The organism is Nonomuraea sp. B5E05, from assembly GCF_039880665.1.
GTDB lineage: Bacteria > Actinomycetota > Actinomycetes > Streptosporangiales > Streptosporangiaceae > Nonomuraea.
This window is the reverse complement of sequence record NZ_JBDPMJ010000019.1, coordinates 100,857-119,706: the sequence shown is the minus strand read 5'-3', so window position 1 is coordinate 119,706 and position 18,850 is coordinate 100,857. Positions and strand designations below refer to the sequence as shown.

The window sequence follows — 18,850 nt, the reverse complement described above, 5'->3', positions numbered from 1 at the left end:
CATCGGAGAGACCGATGAGGGCGCGCAAACCTGACGCTAACGGACTACTTCGTGCAGATCGAGCAGATCGACTCGCACGTACTTCCCGTCGGCCAGGGCGTTCACGACCGTGCGCAGCGCCTTGGCGGTGCGCCCGCCGCGTCCGATGACCTTCCCCAGGTCCTCGGGGTGCACCCGGACCTCCAGGACGCGCCCGCTGCGGATGCGGCGTGCGCGGACCCGGACATCGTCTGGATGTTCGACGATGCCCTTGACGAGGTGCTCGAGAGCCTCCTCGAGCACGTCAGGCCTCGCCCTCGGCCTGGGTCTCGGCGGGGGCCTCGGCCTCTTCCTTCTTCTTGGCCTTCTTCGGCGGCGTGGTGGCGGCCGTGCCGGTGTCGCCACCGGACAGCGCCTCCTTGGCCGCGGCCTCGTAAAGGGCGTGACGGTCAGGCGCGGGCTCGGCGACCTTGAGAGGCTCGGGGGCGGGCTCGCCCTTGAACTTCTGCCAGTCGCCGGTGAGCTTGAGGAGCTTGAGCACCGGCTCGGTCGGCTGCGCGCCGACACCCAGCCAGTAGGCCGCACGCTCAGCGTTGATCACGATGCGCGAAGGGTTTTCCTTCGGGTGGTAAAGACCGATCTCCTCGATCGCCCGGCCGTCACGCTTGGTGCGGCTGTCGGCGACGACGATGCGGTATTGAGCGTTGCGGATCATGCCGAGCCGCTTGAGCTTGATCTTGACTGCCACGGGTGTGGTCTCTCCTGCATTCGCATGTGGGTGAACGGCGCCTCGCCGAGTGGGGCACGACGGGACGACGCTCCAGGGACAGGCGTGTCCTGCGGGAGGTGAGAGGGCACCCGCCTGGTCACGATGTTCCAACATGTCATTCTGCCAGACCGACGACACTGCCCACGACCGTCGGCGGCACGCCGCCGCAAAGGGTCGGCAAGCTCCCGGCCTCCCTTCCGTTACGCCCCGTCGGCCCGGGTATGCCCCCATCCCGCGCCCTTCACCACACCTTCATTCCGAGCGAACAACGGCGGACGGCCCGGGCAACGAGCGAAGCCCGGACAGGTGGCAGGTGCACCGGTCGACGCGGTGGGTGGCGAGACGGGCGGCCAGGCCCGGCCGTTGTGATCACCGGTCCTGGCCGGAGGCGTGATGACGACCGACCTGGTACGTGGTGACCGGCCTCCGGAGGTGTAGCGAGCGGGCCGGGCGAAGGTGTGGTGATGGGCCCGCCGGGCCCGGGTGGTGGGTGGGCGCCGGCGGGAGCGGGGTTATTTCTGGCCGGGGAGCCGGAGCTTGGAGGGGTCGAAGCCGGGCGGCAACTCCACCCCCGGGGGCAGTTTGCCGCCGAGGTTGCCGAGCACGCCGCCCTGCTTGGGCTCTGTGGGCGTCTCGGTGGAGGGCTTGCCCATGGCGGCCTTGCGCGGGTCGCCGCTGACGCGCCGCCCCTTCTTGGCCTTCTTCTGGGACTTGCCTCCCTTGCCGCGGCCGCCCCCGCCCGGCATGCCGGGCAGGCCCATGCCGCCGGCCATCCGCTTCATCATCTTCTGGGCCTCGAAGAAGCGGGTCACGAGGTTGTTGACGGCGCTGACGGTGACGCCGGAGCCGGTGGCGATGCGGGCGCGGCGGGAACCGTTGATGATCTTGGGGTCCTGGCGCTCGGCCGGGGTCATCGAGCGGATGATGGCCGCGATGCGGTCGAGGTCGCGGTCGTCGATGGAGTTGATCTGGTCGCGCATCTGCCCCATGCCGGGCATCATGCCGAGCAGGTTTTTGATCGGCCCCATCTTCTGGACCATCTGCATCTGCTCGAGGAAGTCTTCGAGCGTGAAGCTCTCGCCCGAGGTGAGCTTGCCCGCCATCTTGGCGGCCTGCTCCTCGTCGAACGTCTTCTGGGCCTGCTCGATCAGGGTGAGGATGTCACCCATGTCGAGGATGCGGGAGGCCATCCGGTCGGGGTGGAAGGCGTCGAAGTCTTCCAGCTTCTCGCCCGTGGAGGCGAACATGATGGGCCGGCCGGTGATGTGCCTGACCGAGAGCGCCGCGCCGCCGCGGGCGTCGCCGTCGAGCTTGGTCAGCACGACGCCGTCGAAGCCGACGCCTTCCATGAACGCCTGCGCCGTCGTGACGGCGTCCTGGCCGATCATGGCGTCGACCACGAACAGGACCTCGTCGGGCTGGACCGCGTCGCGGATGTCGGCGGCCTGGCGCATCATCTCCTGGTCGATGCCGAGCCGGCCCGCGGTGTCGATGATGACGATGTCGTGCTGCAGGCGCCTGGCCTCGTCGATGGAGGTGCGGGCGACGCCGATCGGGTCGCCGACGCCGTTGCCTGGCTCGGGCGCGTAGACGGCGACCTCGGCGCGCTCGCCCACGACCTGGAGCTGCTGGACGGCGTTGGGGCGCTGGAGGTCGGCCGCGACCAGCATGGGCGCGTGCCCCTGCTCGCGCAGCCATCGGGCCAGCTTGCCCGCCAGGGTGGTCTTGCCCGCGCCCTGGAGGCCGGCGAGCATGATGATGGTCGGGGGCGTCTTGGCGAAACGGAGCCTGCGGGTCTCACCGCCGAGGATCCCGATCAGCTCGTCATTGACGATCTTGACGACCTGCTGCGCCGGGTTCAGCGCCTGGGAGACCTCTGCGCCGCGGGCGCGCTCTTTGACCTGGGCGACGAACGCCTTGACCACAGGGAGGGCGACGTCGGCCTCGAGCAGCGCGATGCGGATCTCACGGGTGGTGGCGTCGATGTCGGCATCGGACAGCCGCCCCTTGGATCGGAGGGAGGAGAAGACCGATGTCAACCGGTCGGATAGCGTCTCGAACACGTGGTTGGCCAGTCCTCGAAGCGAAGGTACGTCTAAGCGTCCAGCCTAGCCGCTCTGCTAGCCGCTCCAGCCGGGCACGGCCATCCGAACCGTGAGCGCGTGTTCGACCAGGTTGATCAGCGTGGCCTTCACGGAGTCCTTCGACCTGGCGTCCAGGCGCACCATCGGGATGTGCGGGGCCAGGGTCAGGGCGTCGCGGACCTCGGCGTCGCTGTGGGCGTACTGGCCGTCCCAGCCGTTCACTCCGACGATGAACGGCAGTTGCGCCTCTTCGAAGTAGTCGATGGCGGGGAAACTGTCGGCCAGCCGTCGCGTGTCGACCAGCACCACCGCGCCGATCGCCCCGCGCACCAGGTCGTCCCACATGAACCAGAACCGATGTTGCCCGGGCGTCCCGAACAGATAAAGGATCAGGTCACGGTCGAGGGAGACCCGGCCGAAGTCCATCGCCACGGTCGTCGTCGACTTCAACGGCGTCATGCCCAGATCGTCGATGCCCTTGGAGGCATCCGTCATGACGGCCTCCGTGGTCAACGGCATGATCTCCGACACCGCGCCGACGAACGTCGTCTTGCCCACCCCGAAGCCCCCGGCGACGACGATCTTCGTCGAGGTCAAGCCCGGGCTAGAGCCTGCGAAGTCCACTGAGCACCCTTTCCAGCAGGTTGACGTCCGGCCTACCCTCATCCAGCTGCGGCTGATGCACCCGGACCAGGCCCTCGGCCGCCATGTCAGCGATCAGAACACGCACCACGCCGAGCGGCATCCGCAGCAACGCCGAGACCTCGGCCACCGATCTGACCTGGAGGCACAGCTGGCTGATGGCTTTGTACTCGGGCGTGATGTGCGAGAACTCCCGGTGCTCGGCCGTGGCCGAGGAGACCAGGGCCTCCATCGCCAGCTTGACCCTGGGCGCGGTCCGCCCGCCCGTGACGGCGTAGGGCCGCACCGGCGAGGCGGGATCGGAGCTGGGGGGCTGTGGAGGAGGTGGGGGCTCCCAGCTGCCGCTGTTGTGAGAGTTCCAGCCGCCGCTGTTGGAGTTCCAGCTGCCGCTGTTCCATCGGGGGTCTGTCACCTACATCACCTGGTCTGGCTGGCGCGCAACTCCGCACGCACAGCCGGAGTCAGCACCTGACCGGCGCGATCCACCATCAGCGTCATCTGGTACGCCACCAACCCCATGTCACAGTCCGGAGCCGCCAGCACCGCCAGACACGAACCATCACTGATCGACATGATCAGCATCAACCCACGCTGCATCTCCACGATCGTCTGATTGACCGCACCCCCCTCGAACACCCGCGCCGCACCCTGCGTCAAACTCACCAGACCCGACGCGATCGCCGCCAGCTGATCCGCCCGATCAGCCGGAAACCCCGACGACGCCGCAAGCGGCAACCCGTCAGACGAAACGACCACCGCGTGCGCGACCCCGGGGACGGAGTTGACGAAATCGGTGATTAACCAATCCACCCCGCGTGCCGACTGGCTCAGGTCACTCATGACCGCTCATCCCTGCTTTCAACACTCCTGGGGCCGGAGGGATACGTCCTGCCCTCGCTGATGTCATCACGTGCCGCCCGGAACCCCTGCTGGAAGCTGGAGAGCCGGCTGCGCACCCGCTCCGGCGAGACCGCGGGCATCGGCGCGACGCCCTTCGGCGCGGAGACTGTGTCGGCGGAGCCGGGCACCAGGTTGGCCTTGGGCACCCGCTTGGGCAGCCCGGCGGCCGTGGCGCCGTCGCGTACGGGCTCGACGACGGCTTCGGCGGCGCTCCAGCCGGCGTCGGCCTTGGCGGAGCCCCAGGTGGCGCCGCTGTCAGGACCGTGTTCGAACCAGGCCGACTCGACCGAGGCGAAGATCGGCAGATATTCGTCCCCGGCGGAGGCCGGCTTCACGGCGGGCATCGGGCCTGTCGCGGCGGCCTCGGTCTCGGGGAAGTCGTACCTTCCCGCGTCGGGGTCCGGTCTGCCGGCGTTCGCCCGGTCGCCGGTGGGCCGCTGCGGCAGCGGGTTGCTGCTGCTCATCCAGTTGCCGGGCGGGCTCGCGGGATTACGGGAGGGGACCCAGACGTCGGCGGTGTCGTAACCGCCGCCGTTGTTGCGCGGATCGGAGGGCCAGCCGGAGTCCATGCTCCCCCGAGGGGAGAAGGAGGAGGGCTGCGAGGAGAACGGCGGTTGCGACGGGAACGACGGCTCTGAGGGGAACGACGGGTGCCCGGGCCCCGGCTGGTAGCTTCCGCCCGCGCCCCACTGGGGGGCAGGCGGCTGCGCCGCGGGCTGGCGGGCGCCGAAGCTCTCGTCGAACGAGATGCTGTCCTGCTGGCCCATGCCGTTGTTCGCGGGGGTCGGGCCGTAGGCGGGGGCCTGCGAGCCCAGGAGCGCTTCCGGCATGAGGACCATGGCGGTCAGCCCGCCGGAGCCGTGCGGGCGCAGCTGCACCCGGATGCCGTGGCGGTGCGCCAGGCGAGCGACCACGAACAGGCCCATGCGCCGCGACACCGACACGTCCACGGTGGGGGCTTCCAGGAGGCGATCGTTGGCCTGGGTCAGTTCGTCGGGGGTCATCCCGATGCCGGAGTCGGTGATCGACAACATCACGCCGCCCCCGTCGATCCTGCTGCCCGACACCGTCACCCGCGTCTCACGCGGCGAGAACGACAGGGCGTTCTCCACCAGCTCCGCGATCAGGTGGATGACGTCGTTGACCGCCTGACCGGCCACCGACACCCCGTCGGGCACCTGCAACACGACCCGCTCGTAGTTCTCCACCTCCGACAGGGAGGCCCGGGCGACGTCGACCAGCTTGACGGGTTTGCTCCAGCGGCGTGGCGGGTCCTGCCCCGCCAGCACCAGCAGGTTCTCACTGTTACGCCGCATACGCGTGGCCAGGTGATCCAGCTTAAACAGGTTCCCGAGCCGCTGCTCGTCCTGCTCACCCTGCTCCAGACCGTCGATCAACGTGATCTGCCGCTCCACCAGCGTCTGACTACGCCGCGACAGGTTCACGAACATCGCGTTCACGTTGCTCCGCAGCCGCGCCTCCTCGCCCGCCAGCCGCACCGCCTCACGGTGCACCTCGTCGAACGCCCGCGCGACCTCACCGATCTCGTCGTTGGAGGCGACGCCGATCGGGGTCACGGGCCCGATCGAGTCTTCGCCACTCTCGCGCAACTGCTTGACGGTCTCCGGCAGGCGGCGGCCGGCGATGAACAGCGCTTCCCTGCGCAGCCTGCGCAGGGGGCCGCTCAGCGAGCGGGCCATGAAGACGGTGACCAGCAGCACGAGGAGGAGCAGAGCTGCGATCACGCCACCGACGATCACGGCGTTCTGCTGCTCCGCGCCTTCCAGGGTGCGGCTGCGCAGCACGATGGAGTCGGCCGTCTGCTGCTCGACGGAGCGCATCCCGTCGATGGTCTCGCTGATGGCGTCGAACCACGCCTTGCCGTCGCGGGTGAGGCCGAGCCTGCGGTCGCGCAGGGGCAGGCCGTCGTCCTGCAGGAGCAGGGCTCGGGCCAGCAGGACCTCGGCGCGGTCCACGGACCGGCCGCTGACGGAGTCGTCGTAAGCCTGGCGGAGCTGGAGGGAGACCTGCGACTTGAAGGTGGCGAGCTCGCTGTTCCGCTGGGCGCGGGCGGCGATGAAGGAGTCGAGCTCGGCCTTGCCGAACTCGCCGGTGGCCAGGGCGGCGACGAGCAGCGCGCGCTGGGTGGAGACGTACTGCTTGGCCCTGGCCAGGGCGGCGAAGCCGGACACGCTCGCGGACAGTTCCTTGTCGACCGCGCCCTGGTCGATCTTGTCGTTCAGCGAGAGAAGGTCGGAGATGGTCCGGTCGTAGAGCTCGATGACGGAGTTGACGTCGAGTTGGGAGGCGACCGCAGTGTCTCGCGAGGTGGCGAGCTCGTCGAAGCGGTTCTTGATGCGCAGGGCCTCGGGGGCCGCCGAGTTGTCGGAGGACATGAGGGCCTCGATGCCCGGCTTGACGTCGGCGACGAGCTTGTCGACGTTCTCGTACTGGGCCGCGACGTCCGCCTTCTCGTCGTCCGAGGTCCGGCGTCCCAGGGCGACGAACCGGGCGGTCAGGTCGCGTTCGCGCTCGACCTCGTGGGCGAGGGCGGTCAGCCGGCTCGCCAGCACGGCCACTTCGTTGACCTGGGCGTATTCACCAGCGGTGGCGATCGAGGTGGTGACGCGCAGGCCACCGAACACGAGCGCGGCGAGGGTCGGGATGACGACGATGACCAGCAGCTTGGAGCGCACTCGCCAGTTGCGCACGGAGAAGCGAGATCCCGCCTGGCGTTTGTCGACCGCGTCCGCGCCGTCCGGCTCGGACATCTCTGGCCCACGGGGGCCTTGTCGGGGGGCTTGTTCTGTTAAGCCCTGTTCGCCGCCCGTAGGGGGGACCACAGTCTTCACTTGCCTCCGCAACCTCTCCTCGGATGGCCTGGTGCACGTAGATCACGTCATTACGCATGTTTGCCATGTGACGCCGACGCACCCTTGGGGCGAGAGCTAATTGGAGCACATCTACCTGAGATCGGCCAATACCGCAAAGATCACAAGCAACACACGGCTCTGCATTTTACGCAATTCACCACACCTGCCCCAGCCGTGCGGTCAAGGACTCCAGATTTCCCGACAAACGGACAAACCACCGCAAAATACCATATATGTGGATATATCTTGTTAATTTCAGGTGTTCCAGGTGACCTGGTCAGCATGGCCTGCGCTAAGGTGCCAGCGTCGTTGAACACCCCCGTTCGCACTCACCCCCCGGTTCAAAGGAGACCCGCAATGCGGTTCGGTGCATTAGGGCGTACTGCCCTGGTTGGGCTTGTGGCCACCCTCGTCATCACTGGGTGCTCCGGTTCTGACGACAAGGCCGAGGGCTCAGGCGCCGACGCCGGTATGAAGACCGACCTGCTGATCGGCCAATATCCCGGCGCGGACTCGGCGCCGCTGTTCATCGCCATGGAACGAGGCTTCTTCAAGGAGGAAGGCCTCACCGTCAAGCAGGAGCCCATCCAGGCTCCGCAGCAGGTCCTGGGAAAGCTTTCGAATGGCGCCATGGACGTCGTTCTCGGTAGCTACGCCACCATCCTGACGATCCAGGAACAGGGCACCGAGAAGTTCAAGTACATCGCCGACTCCTACCAAGGCGCGCAGGGCGCGTTCGGCATCATGGTGAAGAAGGACTCCCCCATCAAGAAGGTCGCCGACCTGAAGGGCAAGAAGGTCGGCGTCAACGCCTTGAAGGGTCTGGGCGTCCTCACCATGAACCCGCACTTCAAGGTCGCCGGCCTCGACCCCGAAAAGGACCTCACGTACGTCGAGGTCCCGACGACCAACTGGCTCTCCTCGCTCGACAAGGGCGACGTGGACGCCGTCTGGATGACCGACCCCTACGTCAGCCAGGCGAAGAAGGAGCTCGGGGCCACCATGCTGGTGGACACGATGTCGGGCCCGACCGAGAGCCTGCCGATCACCGGCTGGGCCGCCACGGAGAAGTGGGTCGCCGACAACCCCAAGACGCTGGCGGCGTTCCAGCGGGCCATGGCCAAGGCGCAGCAGATCGCGGCTACCGACCGTAGCGCGGTGACGAAGGTCCTGCCGACCTTCACCAAGATCCCGGCAGAGACCGCCGCCACGATCAACCTGGGCGCCTACCCGACCTCGCTGAGCGCCGAGCGCATCCAGCGGGTGGCGGACCTGATGCTCGACTCGAGCATGCTCAAGAAGGAGATGGACGTGAAGTCCATGATCTACACGGCTCCCAACCAGGGATGACGGCTACAGTCACACCGGCGCGGCGCGAGCGGTCCCCGCTCGCCCGCGCCCGGCTGGTCAAGTACGCCCGCCACGCCGCAGGCGTGGCGGGCTTTCTGCTGTTGTGGCAGGTCCTCGGAGCGTCGGGCGCGATCAAATGGCTGCCGCCCGCCGTGGACACGCTGGCCAGGACCGTCGCACTCGCCGTCGACCCGGAGTTCCTCGACCACCTGCTGGGCACGCTCACCGCCGCGATCGTCGGGCTGCCGCTCGCCGTCCTGGTCGCGGTCCCCATCGGCCTGGTGCTGGGAACGGTTCCGGTGATCGAGGAGATGACCCGGGTGTTCGTCGAGTTCCTGCGGCCGATCCCGTCCGTGGCGCTGATCCCGCTGGCGCTGTTCTTCTTCCCCTCCGAGCTCAACGCCAAGGTCGCGCTCATCGTCTTCGCCGCGTCCTGGCCCATCCTGATCAACACCATGTACGCCATGCGCGACGTCGACCCGGTGAGCAAGGAGACGCTGCGCACGTTCGGGTTCGGCGCCGGAGCCGTGTTGTGGCGGGTGTCCCTGCCGAGCGCGGCGCCCTTCATCGCGACGGGAGTGCGGCTCGCCGCCTCCATCACGCTCATCCTGGCGATCAGCGTGGAGTACATCGTGGGCGGGTCGACCGGCATCGGCAGTTTCCTCATCCAGGCGAGCACGGGCATCGGCGCCGACGCCATGATCGACGTCCTGGCCGCCCTGCTGTGGGCGGGTTTCCTCGGGCTCGTCGTCAACACCGTGCTCGTACGGGCCGAGCGGCGTCTGTTCAGGTGGCGAACGACATGATGCGCACCTTGCTGAAGCGGCTGTGGCTGATCCCCGTCGTCCTCGGCGGCTGGGAGCTCCTGGCACGCTCTCTCGACATCGCGTACCTGCCGGAGCCGACCCTGATCGTGACGCGGATGTACGAGATGTGGTTCTCCGGGCCGTACATCCTCACCGAAGAGGCCGTCGACAACTTCGTGCCCAGCCTGGTCAGGGTGACGGGTTCGTGGGCCGTCGCGGTGGTCGTGGGCGTGGCGCTCGGCGTCGCGCTGGGCAGGACCGCCTGGCTGGCCGATGTCGTGCAGCCGCTGGTCGAGTTCGCCCGGGCGGTGCCGCCGCCGGTCATGCTCCCCCTCTTCCTCGTGCTCTTCACGATGGGCACCCAGGTGCAGGTGGCGACGATCGTCTTCGGCATCATCTGGCCGATCCTGCTCAACTCCATCGACGGCGCACGCAGCGTCGACCGGCTGAAGGTCGAGACCGCCACCGTGTTCGGCGTGCCGGCCTCGCTCAGGCTCTTCCGCATCATCCTGCCCTCCGCGGCGCCGAAGATCTTCGCGGGCCTGCGCCTGAGCGTCTCGCTGGCGCTGATCCTCATGGTCATCTCCGAGCTCAAGGGCAGCACCGAGGGGATCGGCTACCTGCTCAGCCTGGCCAACAGCAACGCCGACATGCCGGCCATCTGGGCGGGCGTGCTGGTGCTCGGCGTGCTCGGCTTCGTACTCAACTCCCTGTTCCTCATGGTCGAGCGGCGCGTGCTGGCCTGGCACCGCCACGCCCACCGCATCGCTTAAGCGCTTAGGAGAGACACTCCCCCGTGACCGAGCTGCTGCTGAAGAACGTGAAGGTCGTCACCCACGAGCACGACGAGCCCGTGGCGGCGGACATCGCCGTCGAGGACGGCCGCATCGTCCGGGTGGGGCCGGGGCTGACCGGAGCCGGCGAGGTGATCGACGGCGGCGGCAGGCTGGCCTTCCCCGGTGTCGTGGACGCCCACCAGCACTGGGGCATCTACAACCCGCTGCCCGAGGACACCGCGTCGGAGAGCCGGGCGAGCGCGCAGGGCGGCGTGACCACCGCGCTCACCTACATGCGGACCGGCCAGTACTACCTCAACCAGGGCGGCCCCTACGCCGAGTTCTTCCCCGAGGTGCTCAGGCAGGCCGAGGGCCGGGCCTACGTCGACTACGGATTCCACCTGGCGCCCATGTCGAGCGGGCACATCGACGAGCTGCCCGACCTGGTCGAGCGGTTCGGGGTGCCGTCGTTCAAGATCTTCATGTTCTACGGCGGGCACGGGCTGCACGGGCGCTCCGACGACCAGCGGGCGTTCCTCATGCTGCCGGAGGGCGAGCGCTACGACTACGCGCACTTCGAGTTCGTGATGCGCGGGGTGCAGGCGGCCAGGGAACGCCTGCCCGAGCTGGCCGGCGAGATCTCGTTGTCGCTGCACTGCGAGACGGCCGAGATCATGACCGCGTACACGAAGCTCGTCGAGGAGGCGGGAGACCTGAGCGGGCTGGCCGCCTACAGCGCCTCCCGCCCCCAGCACTCCGAGGGGCTGGCCGTCTTCATCGCCTCCTACCTCGCCCACGAGACCGGGCTGGCCAACGTCAACCTGCTGCACCTGTCGTCCCGCAAGGCCCTGGACGCGGCCGTGCGCATGGCGGCGACGTTCCCGCACATCGACTTCCGCCGCGAGGTCACGATCGGTCACCTGCTGGCCGACGTCGACACGGCCAGCGGCCTCGGAGCGAAGGTCAACCCGCCGATCAGGCCGCGCGAGGACGTCGAGGCGCTGTGGGAGTACGTGCTCGACGGCACCGTGGACTGGGTGGTCAGCGACCACGCCTGCTGCCGCGACGAGCTCAAGTTCGGCGACCCGCGCGACGACGTCTTCGTGGCCAAGGCCGGGTTCGGCGGGGCGGAATACCTGCTGCCCGGCCTGATCACCGAGGGCCGCCGCAGGGGCCTGCCGTACGGCAGGATCGCCGCGCTGACCTCCTGGAACCCCGCCAAGAGGTACGGTCTGCGCACCAAGGGCACGATCGCTCCCGGTTTCGACGCCGACATCTGCCTGGTCGACCCCGCGAGCACCTGGACGGTCCGGGCGCAGGACTCGGAGTCGGCGCAGGAGTACACGCCGTTCGAGGGTTTCGAGCTGACCGCCAAGGTGACGGACACGTTCGTGCGCGGCAACCACGTGCTGGACGCCGGCAAGGTCGTGGGCCGTCCGGTGGGACGCTACGTGTCCCGGCCCGCGTAACCCTTCACGCGCGCGTGCCCGTGGCGTAACGCACGGTGCGGGCCAGCAGGAAACCCTCCCGCGGCAACGACGCCTCCAGCGCGGCCCTGGCCTCGGGGCGCAGCGACTCGGGGATGCTCTCCAGCGAGGCCCTGCGGGCGGCCGACCAGAGCCAGTCCCACACCTGCCCGGCCCCGACGGTCACCTCGAACACCACGTCCGCGCACTCGACGTCGCTCAGCCCGCCCTGCTCGAACAGCCCGGTCAGCTCCCCTGGCGCGCCCAGGGTGTGGTGGAACGGCGCGCTGCCCGCCCCCGTGACGTAGGGCGCCAGCGCCCGCTCCACCAGCGCGAACAGCTCGGCCTCCGCGGGGCTCGACCGGACCAGCAGGCTGGCGGCCAGCCGCCCGCCCGGCCGCAGCAGCCCGGCCATGGAGCGCACGGCGGCGGGCGGGTCGGGCAGGAAGTAGAGCATCATCCCCGCCAGCACGATGTCGAACCGCTCGCCCGGCAGCAGGTCCTCGGCGTGCTCCGCGTCGCCGAGCACGACGGCCGCCTGGCTGAGGCCGTGGCGCTCCACCTCGGCGGTGGCGGCGGCCACCATCCCGGGTGCGAGGTCGAGACCGACGACCCGGCCGGTGGGGCCGACGGCCTGGGCGGCCGGCACGAGCGAGGCGCCGGTGCCGCACCCGGCGTCCAGCACGTGGTCGCCGGGGCCGGGGGCGGCGCGGCGTACGAGCTCGGCGGCGACGGGCGTGAAGAACGGCACACCGACACGTTCGTAACTGCCGGACGCGCGGTCGAACACGCCGGCCATGTACTCCTTGGCATCCATCAGCTTCCTCGCAATCAGCAGGCACGCGGCCCGGGGGGCGCCGTGCGGTGGGTCCGATGATCAGATGTGCCGGACCCGAGCTTGCCATGCCCATAGCTGATCGACAAAGGGCGAGTCAGAAGAGATCGGCTACCGTAGGCTCGACGTCCTGACGACCCTCTGGGCACCCCCTTGTCCCCCAGAAAGGCAGAAGCGATGAAGCTGGCCAGGATACTAGCCGCAGGCATGGCGATCGCCCTCTCGCTGAGCGCGTGCGGAGGGGGCGGCGAGAGCGGTGACGGTGGCACAGCCGCTCCTGGAGGCTCGGCGGGCGGGCTGGAGAAGACCCAGCTGCTGGTCGGTGTGGTGCCGGTGCCGTCGTCGGCGCCGCTGTTCATCGCGGAGAAGCGCGGTTTCTTCAAGGAGGAGGGGCTGACCGTCAAGACGGAGATCATCCAGGCTCCGCAGGCGGTCATGCCGAAGATCCTCAACGGCAGCATGGACGCGTTCCTGACGAGCTACGTGTCACTGATGGCGATCAACGACTCCGGCGCGGCCACGCTCAAGCTCTTCCAGCACAGCCAGGAGGCCGCGCCCGACGTCGCCGGCGTCGTGGTGGCCGAGGGCTCGCCGATCAAGTCGGCCGCCGACCTGAAGGGCAGGACGATCGCGGTCAACGTGCTGAAGGCGCTCGGGCAGACGCTGACCAACGCCCACCTGCAGGAGGCCGGGCTCAAGCCCGACGACGTCAAATACGTCCCGGTGCAGTTCGCCGACCAGATCAGCGCGCTGTCCTCGGGCAAGGTCGACGCCGCCTGGCTGGTCGAGCCGTTCCTGACCGCGGCCAAGAAGGACGGCGCCACCCAGATCATCGACACCACCGCCGGCGTCACCGCCGGCGTGCCGATCGACGGCTGGGGCGTCACGGAAGACTGGCTGGCCAAGAACCCCAAGACCGCCGCCGCCTTCCACCGCGCCCTGGCCAAGGCCCAGCAGATCGCGGGCGAGGACCGCAAGGCCATCGACGAGGTCGTGCCGACGTACACGCAGATCCCGGCCGACGCGGCGGCGGCGATGACGCTCGGCACCTTCTCGCTCGAGGCCGACAGGGCCGGCGTGCAGAAGCTCGCCGACCTGCTGCACGGCTACGGCTACCTCAAGTCCAAGGTGGACGCGGCGCAGCTGTTCGCGCCGCTGGGCGGATGATCGATCGGCGGATCGCGCGGGCGGCGCTCGGCGTGCTCGGCGTGGCGGGCTTCCTCGCCGTCGCCGAGGCGGCCGGGCGCCTCGGGCTCGTCCCCGACGTGCTGCCGTACACGTCGCAGGTGCTGGTCACGGCGGCGCGGCTGCCGCTGGAAGCGCAGTTCAGGGCCGACGTGCTGGCCACGCTGGAGGCGTGCGCGAGCGGGCTGGCGATCGCGATCGCGGTCGCCGTGCCCGCCGGGCTGCTGCTCGGGACGGTGCCGTTCGTTGAGCGGTCGGTACGCCCGCTGGTGGAGTTCCTGCGGCCGATCCCGTCGGTGTCGCTGATCCCCCTGGCCATGTTCCTGTTCCCGGTGAGCCACGACGCCAAGGTCGCGCTCATCGTCTACACCTGCTCGTGGCCGCTGCTGATCAACACGCTGTACGGCCTGGGGGACGTCGACCCGCTGGCCAAGGACACCCTGCGCAGTTTCGGTTTCGGGCCGCTGGCCGTGGCGCTGCGGGTGAGCCTGCCGAGCGCGGCGCCGTTCATCGCCACCGGCGTGCGCATCGCCGTGTCCGTCACCCTGATCGTGGCGGTGAGCGTGGAGTTGCTGGCTCCCGGCGGCGGCGGGATCGGCGCGTTCCAGTCGCTGGCGGGCAGCGCCAACCGGGCCGACCGCATGCTGGCCGCCCCGCTGTGGGCCGGGGTCATCGGGCTGGCCGCCAACGTGCTGTTCACGTCCGCCGAGCGCCGCCTGTTCCGCTGGCACCGGGCTCGCGCGGGAGAGCCGTCATGACCGCCGCCGCCCGCCGGCTGGTGTGGTATTGGCTGCTGCCCGTGGCCGTGCTCGGCTGGGAGCTGGCCACCCGCTCGGCGGATGCACCCTACTTCCCGCCGCCGTCGCGGATCGTCGTACGGCTGCACGAGATGTGGTTCTCGGGCCCGCCGTCGCGGGCGTTCCTCACCGACGAGGCCGTCGCCGACCTGCTGCCGAGCCTGGCCAGGCTGTTCGCCGGGTGGGCGGTGGCGTGCGCGGCGGGCGTGCTGATCGGCGTGGCGCTCGGCCGCTCGTGGCTGCTGTCGGCCCTGGTCGAGCCGCTGGTGCACTTCGGCCGCTCGGTGCCGCCGTCCACGCTGGTGCTGGTGTTCCTGGTGCTGTTCAAGATCGGCACCCCGATGCAGCTGGCCTCCATCGTGTACGGCGTCATCTGGCCGGTGCTGATCAACTCCATGGACGGCGCCCGCCACGTCGACCGCCAGTACATCGAGACCGGCGTCGTCTACCGGCTGGGCCCCTGGCAGCGGCTCACCCGCGTCATCCTGCCCGCCGCCTCCCCGAAGATCTTCGCCGGGCTGCGGCTGAGCGTGTCGGTGGCGCTGATCATGATGGTGATCTCGGAGCTGGTCGGCAGCAGCGAGGGCATCGGGCACCGCATGCTGGAGGCGCAGAGCCAGTTCGACATCCCGGCGATGTGGGCGGCGATCGTGCTGCTGGGGCTGCTCGGCATCGCGCTCAACGCCGCGTTTTTGGGCGTCGAGCGGCTGGTGCTCTCCTGGCACCGCGGCGTCAGGGCCTAGCTTCGCCGTACAGCCGCTCGATCGTCTCCCTCTGGCGGGCCGTGAACCAGGCCCGGTCGCGCGGCCCTGCCACCAGGCCGCCGGGGCGCTCGCCGTCGTGGCGGGCATATTCCTCGGCCCACAGGCCGGTCTTCACGCGGCTGAGCAGGTTGCCCATTCCGGGCCGCCGCCGGTGCCGGCGCAGCGCCGTCAGGTCCAGCTCGGCGGCGGCCACCAGCGATTCGCCCGCACCCGCCCGCGCCAGCGCCCGGCCTTCGTGGTCGATCACCTCGGATCCGCCGTTGGTGGAGTCTCCGGGGATCGCGATGCCGGACAGGCCGCCGCTGTTGGCCGAGACGACGTAGGCGTGGTTCTCCACGGCCCTGGCCCGGCGGGCGATCGCCTTGGGCGTCAGCGCCGGCGAGGACGCCTCCGACGTGGGATGGCAGAAGACCTCGGCGCCGCGCAGGGCCAGCGTGCGGGCCAGCTCCGGCATGAGGACCTCCTCCGAGGCGAGCACCGCCAGGTTGCCGATCTCGGTGCGGGCCACCGGCAGCACCCCGTCGATGCCGTAGACGTCGAGGTAGCGCTCCCACACGTCGTACGGGGTCGGCGTGAACATCGAGTGCAGCCGGCGGTAACGCAGCACCGCCTCCCCCCGCGGGGAGAGGATCACCGACGCCTGGAAGTACAGCTCGGGGAAGTGCTCGTCGCGCTCGTAGGCGTTCACGCACAGGAACAGCTCGTGCCGCGCGGCGATCTCACCGAGCGCGCGGTATTCGGGGCCGCCGGGGTCGAGAGCGGCCCGTTCGCGCCACTCGGCGAAGCTCTCCCGCATGGGGAACCCGGTCAGCACGTATTCCGGCAGCACCACCAGGCGCAGGCCGGGCCCGAGCCACGCCGCCGAGCCGCGGACCCGCTCGGCGATCCGCTCGACGGCGGCGGCGATCTCGGCCCGCGGATCGGCGGCCGCGTTGACGGCGCGGGTCTCCACCTGCAGGGCGAGCGCGGTGTAGGCGGTCATTCAGCCGACCCGCCGCTCGTTGATGAGGGTACGGCGCACGCACACGCCGTCGCGGATCCACTGCCAGGCCCTGCTGCGGGTGTCGCCCGTCTCGCTCAGCACGATCAGCTCGAACAGCCGCAGGTTCTCCCCTTCCGCCTTGAACTGCCAGCGCAGGTAGATGGTGGACTCGTCCAGCTCCCAGAACTCGCCCTTGAGCCGGTCGGTGTCGAACCCGCAGCGGCCGCCGCCGAGATGGCGGCCGGGGAACTCGTGCACCTCGACCCGGCCGTCGTCCCAGGTGTAGCGGTTGGTCTGGTGGTAGGCGGCGTCGCCGACGATGGCGCAGGTCATCTCGACGCGGTGCCGGTCGAGCACGGCGCCGCCGGGGTCGACGTGTACATACTCGCCCTCCCACCTGCCCTCGTGCCGCGCCAGCAGCGGCATGTCCTCGCGAAGTCCCACGCTCACTCCTTCTCCAGCGGGTGCCACCACGGGTCGGCGGCCGGCGACCGGTTCACCAGGAACGCCCGGCGCCGCACGAACCGGCGTATCGAGGCGGCGCCCATGCGCGAGCGGCCCAGGCCGGACAGCCCGAACGAGTCCTTCTCGCCTTCGTGCACGAGCGCGGTCAGCGAGGCGTCGTTGACGCTGACCGCCCCCACGCGCAGCCGGGCGGCCACCTCCATGGCGTCCTGCTCCGAGGCGGCGAAGACCGCGGCCGACAGCCCGTAGACGGAGTCGTTGGCCAGGGCCACCGCCTCCTCGGCTCCGGCCACGGCCATGACCGGCAGCAGAGGGCCGAACGTCTCCTCCGTCATGACCCGCATCTCGTGGGTGACCCCGGACAACACCGTGGGCCGGCACCAGTGGCCGCCGCCGTGGCGTTCGATCTCCCCGCCCGTATGCACGATCGCGCCCCTGGCCGTCGCGTCGGCCAGCTGGGCGGCGATCACCTGCTCGTGCCCCGGCCGGATGAGGGGGCCTATCGGGCCGCCCTCGCATGTCAGCCCCACCCTGGCGGCCTTGCTCACGAGCAGGTCGAGGAAGTCGTCGTGGACGTCGTGATCGACGTAGACCCGCTCGATCGACTGGCAGGACTGCCCGGCGTTGGCGGTGCCTCCCCACAGGATCGCGGACGTGGCCCGGTCGAGGTCGGCGCCGGCCAGCACGATCGCCGGGTCCTTGCCGCCCAGCTCCAGGAACGCGGGCACGAACGCGCGGGCCGCCGCCTCGGCCACCCGCCGCCCCGTCTCGACGCTGCCGGTGAACACCACGGCGTCCACCATTCCCACCAGCGCCGCGCCGGTCTCTCCGTCGCCCTCGACCACCCTCAGCGGCAGCTCCGAAGGCACCAGCCGCATCAGCGGCTCGATGAACCGCGGCGTCACCTCGCTCGGCTTGACCAGCACGGAGCAGCCGGCCGCCAGCGCGGGAGCCGCGTCGATGACGGCCATGAGCAGGGGGAGGTTCCACGGGCTGATCACGCCCACGAGATCGTGGGGGACCATGTCGCCGCCCACGACGATCCCCGGCGCCGACGCGGCGAACGGCTCGGGCGGCGCCAGCAGCGCGGGAGCCTCGCGGGCCCAGCGCCCGACCAGGTCCGCGGCGAGCCGCCGTTCCAGCGACGACTCCCCCACCCGCCCGGTGTCGGCCACCAGCGCGGCCAGCAGGTCGTCGTCGGCCGCCAGCGCCGCGGCGAACGCCGACAGGACCTCTTTCCTGTCCGCCCGCTGCCAGCCGCCGGCGCGCACGCGCAGCTCGGCCGCCAGGTCCGCCAGCCGCGCGGGTGTGGCGGGCACGAGCTCCCGCTCGGCCCAGCCGGTGAGCGGGTTGCGTACGGTGCTCATGACCGGCCGTTGGCGGCGCACCAGTCCGCCCAGGTGGTGGCTCCCTTGCCGAGTTGCTTGGTGTGGAAGGACGTCCAGGAGTTCTCGCTCGGGCCCGGCTCGGCGGGGGCGGAGGTGTAGCGCGGATGATCCGCTTCGACCGCCGCGCGCAACCACGGCTCGACGTCGTCGTAGGAGTCGAGCGACCAGCCGCGGGCGTGGTAGGTGAGCCCGCCACGCACCTCGGTCTCCGCCAGGCACATGAACGGCGCCCACGGGCTGGTCCTGGCCCAGCTGACCTTGGTCTTCATCGCGCCGCGCGGGACGGTGCCGGGGACGGCGCGGGCGGCGACCTCGCGTGCGTCCACCGAGAAGTCGAACATCTCCTGCGCCGTGTAGACGCCGCCCACGAGGCCGAACCGCTCGCCGAGCGAGACGCCCAGATCGGCGCGTACGGGGATGTCGCTGGTCCACACCGTCTCGTCGTGCAACCTCACCAGCGGGGGCCCCTGGAAGGAGGGCGTGATCGGGAACGGGCCGAAGTTGACCGCGTCGTTGTTGATGGGGACGACCGGGTACGTCCTGCCGTCGACCGGGTTCTTCCACTCGCGGACGATCCGCGCCGGGTCGGCGGGGTCGGTGTAGAACACGATCTCGCGCGAGAGCTGGTAGAGCTGGTTGGTGCCGGGCACCCGGTAGAGCCGCCGGATGTTGTAGCCCTCGATGTTGAAGAGCTTCTGGCCGTGCCGCATGGCGGAGTCGAGGGTGTTGCCCGTGACGTCCGCGAAAACCGACCCCGAAATCCGGAAAACCATATCCCTACCGTCGGGG

19 protein-coding genes are annotated in these 18,850 nt (G+C 70.0%); 7 read left to right on the top strand and 12 right to left on the bottom strand.

Annotation, left to right across the window (positions count from 1 at the left end; translation table 11 throughout):
• Positions 1–36: 36 nt before the first annotated feature.
• The 7 genes from ABGB01_RS30825 to ABGB01_RS30795 form a co-directional block, all read right to left on the bottom strand.
• Entirely contained in the window at positions 37–282 is a 246-nt protein-coding gene (locus tag ABGB01_RS30825) for an RNA-binding protein (RefSeq protein WP_132335352.1), read from the bottom strand.
• 1 nt (position 283) lies between these two features.
• On the bottom strand, positions 284–727 hold the full coding sequence (gene rpsP / locus ABGB01_RS30820; protein ID WP_132601374.1) for a 30S ribosomal protein S16: 444 nt from the start codon (positions 725–727) through the stop codon (positions 284–286).
• A 533-nt stretch (positions 728–1,260) separates the two neighbouring features.
• The gene (ffh, locus tag ABGB01_RS30815) at positions 1,261–2,811 is read right to left on the bottom strand and encodes a signal recognition particle protein (RefSeq protein ID WP_347777019.1); all 1,551 of its coding nucleotides are present in this window, start codon (positions 2,809–2,811) and stop codon (positions 1,261–1,263) included.
• A 57-nt stretch (positions 2,812–2,868) separates the two neighbouring features.
• A complete protein-coding gene (locus ABGB01_RS30810) occupies positions 2,869–3,429 on the bottom strand; it encodes an ATP/GTP-binding protein (RefSeq protein ID WP_347621909.1) in 561 nt (186 codons plus the stop codon).
• A gap of 7 nt (positions 3,430–3,436) precedes the next feature.
• Complete coding sequence (locus tag ABGB01_RS30805; protein ID WP_347621989.1) at positions 3,437–3,760, bottom strand: DUF742 domain-containing protein; 324 nt, start codon at positions 3,758–3,760, stop codon at positions 3,437–3,439.
• 131 nt (positions 3,761–3,891) lie between these two features.
• Positions 3,892–4,314, bottom strand: coding sequence for a roadblock/LC7 domain-containing protein (locus ABGB01_RS30800; protein ID WP_132515580.1), 423 nt, complete (start codon positions 4,312–4,314; stop codon positions 3,892–3,894).
• Complete coding sequence (locus tag ABGB01_RS30795) at positions 4,311–7,145, bottom strand: nitrate- and nitrite sensing domain-containing protein (protein ID WP_347777018.1); 2,835 nt, start codon at positions 7,143–7,145, stop codon at positions 4,311–4,313. The genes ABGB01_RS30800 and ABGB01_RS30795 overlap by 4 nt, the downstream gene beginning before the upstream one ends.
• 501 nt (positions 7,146–7,646) lie before the next feature.
• Here ABGB01_RS30795 and ABGB01_RS30790 point away from each other — a divergent pair.
• From ABGB01_RS30790 to ABGB01_RS30775, 4 genes are read left to right on the top strand one after another with little or no spacing between them, the layout of a single operon-like run.
• A complete protein-coding gene (locus tag ABGB01_RS30790) occupies positions 7,647–8,597 on the top strand; it encodes an ABC transporter substrate-binding protein (protein WP_347777017.1) in 951 nt (316 codons plus the stop codon).
• On the top strand, positions 8,594–9,403 hold the full coding sequence (locus ABGB01_RS30785; RefSeq protein ID WP_347777016.1) for an ABC transporter permease: 810 nt from the start codon (positions 8,594–8,596) through the stop codon (positions 9,401–9,403). The genes ABGB01_RS30790 and ABGB01_RS30785 overlap by 4 nt, the downstream gene beginning before the upstream one ends.
• A complete protein-coding gene (locus ABGB01_RS30780) occupies positions 9,400–10,176 on the top strand; it encodes an ABC transporter permease subunit (RefSeq protein ID WP_347777015.1) in 777 nt (258 codons plus the stop codon). Before ABGB01_RS30785 ends, ABGB01_RS30780 begins: the two co-directional genes overlap by 4 nt.
• Before the next feature lie 23 nt (positions 10,177–10,199).
• The gene (locus ABGB01_RS30775) at positions 10,200–11,648 is read left to right on the top strand and encodes a dihydroorotase family protein (protein WP_347777014.1); all 1,449 of its coding nucleotides are present in this window, start codon (positions 10,200–10,202) and stop codon (positions 11,646–11,648) included.
• Between the two features lie 4 nt (positions 11,649–11,652).
• Here ABGB01_RS30775 and ABGB01_RS30770 read toward each other — a convergent pair whose 3' ends face one another.
• The gene (locus ABGB01_RS30770) at positions 11,653–12,462 is read right to left on the bottom strand and encodes a methyltransferase domain-containing protein (RefSeq protein ID WP_347777013.1); all 810 of its coding nucleotides are present in this window, start codon (positions 12,460–12,462) and stop codon (positions 11,653–11,655) included.
• A gap of 225 nt (positions 12,463–12,687) precedes the next feature.
• On the opposite strand from ABGB01_RS30770, the gene ABGB01_RS30765 reads away from it, so the two are divergent.
• The 3 genes from ABGB01_RS30765 to ABGB01_RS30755 are packed head-to-tail and all read left to right on the top strand — an operon-like array spanning position 12,688 to position 15,205.
• Positions 12,688–13,647, top strand: coding sequence for an ABC transporter substrate-binding protein (locus ABGB01_RS30765; RefSeq protein WP_347777012.1), 960 nt, complete (start codon positions 12,688–12,690; stop codon positions 13,645–13,647).
• Positions 13,644–14,423, top strand: a complete 780-nt coding sequence (locus tag ABGB01_RS30760) for an ABC transporter permease subunit (protein WP_347777011.1) — start codon at positions 13,644–13,646, stop codon at positions 14,421–14,423. Before ABGB01_RS30765 ends, ABGB01_RS30760 begins: the two co-directional genes overlap by 4 nt.
• Positions 14,420–15,205, top strand: a complete 786-nt coding sequence (locus ABGB01_RS30755) for an ABC transporter permease (protein ID WP_347777010.1) — start codon at positions 14,420–14,422, stop codon at positions 15,203–15,205. Before ABGB01_RS30760 ends, ABGB01_RS30755 begins: the two co-directional genes overlap by 4 nt.
• Here the strand turns inward: ABGB01_RS30755 and ABGB01_RS30750 are convergent.
• The 4 genes from ABGB01_RS30750 to ABGB01_RS30735 are packed head-to-tail and all read right to left on the bottom strand — an operon-like array spanning position 15,195 to position 18,834.
• Positions 15,195–16,208, bottom strand: a complete 1,014-nt coding sequence (locus ABGB01_RS30750) for a nitrilase-related carbon-nitrogen hydrolase (protein ID WP_347777009.1) — start codon at positions 16,206–16,208, stop codon at positions 15,195–15,197. The genes ABGB01_RS30755 and ABGB01_RS30750 overlap by 11 nt on opposite strands.
• Positions 16,209–16,652 carry a hypothetical protein gene (locus ABGB01_RS30745; RefSeq protein WP_347777008.1) on the bottom strand — a complete coding sequence of 148 codons (444 nt, stop codon included), beginning with the start codon at positions 16,650–16,652 and terminating at the stop codon, positions 16,209–16,211.
• Positions 16,653–16,654: 2 nt separating this feature from the next.
• Entirely contained in the window at positions 16,655–18,040 is a 1,386-nt protein-coding gene (locus ABGB01_RS30740) for an aldehyde dehydrogenase family protein (RefSeq protein ID WP_347777007.1), read from the bottom strand.
• Positions 18,037–18,834, bottom strand: coding sequence for a DUF1838 family protein (locus ABGB01_RS30735; protein ID WP_347777006.1), 798 nt, complete (start codon positions 18,832–18,834; stop codon positions 18,037–18,039). The genes ABGB01_RS30740 and ABGB01_RS30735 overlap by 4 nt, the downstream gene beginning before the upstream one ends.
• Positions 18,835–18,850 lie beyond the last annotated feature (16 nt).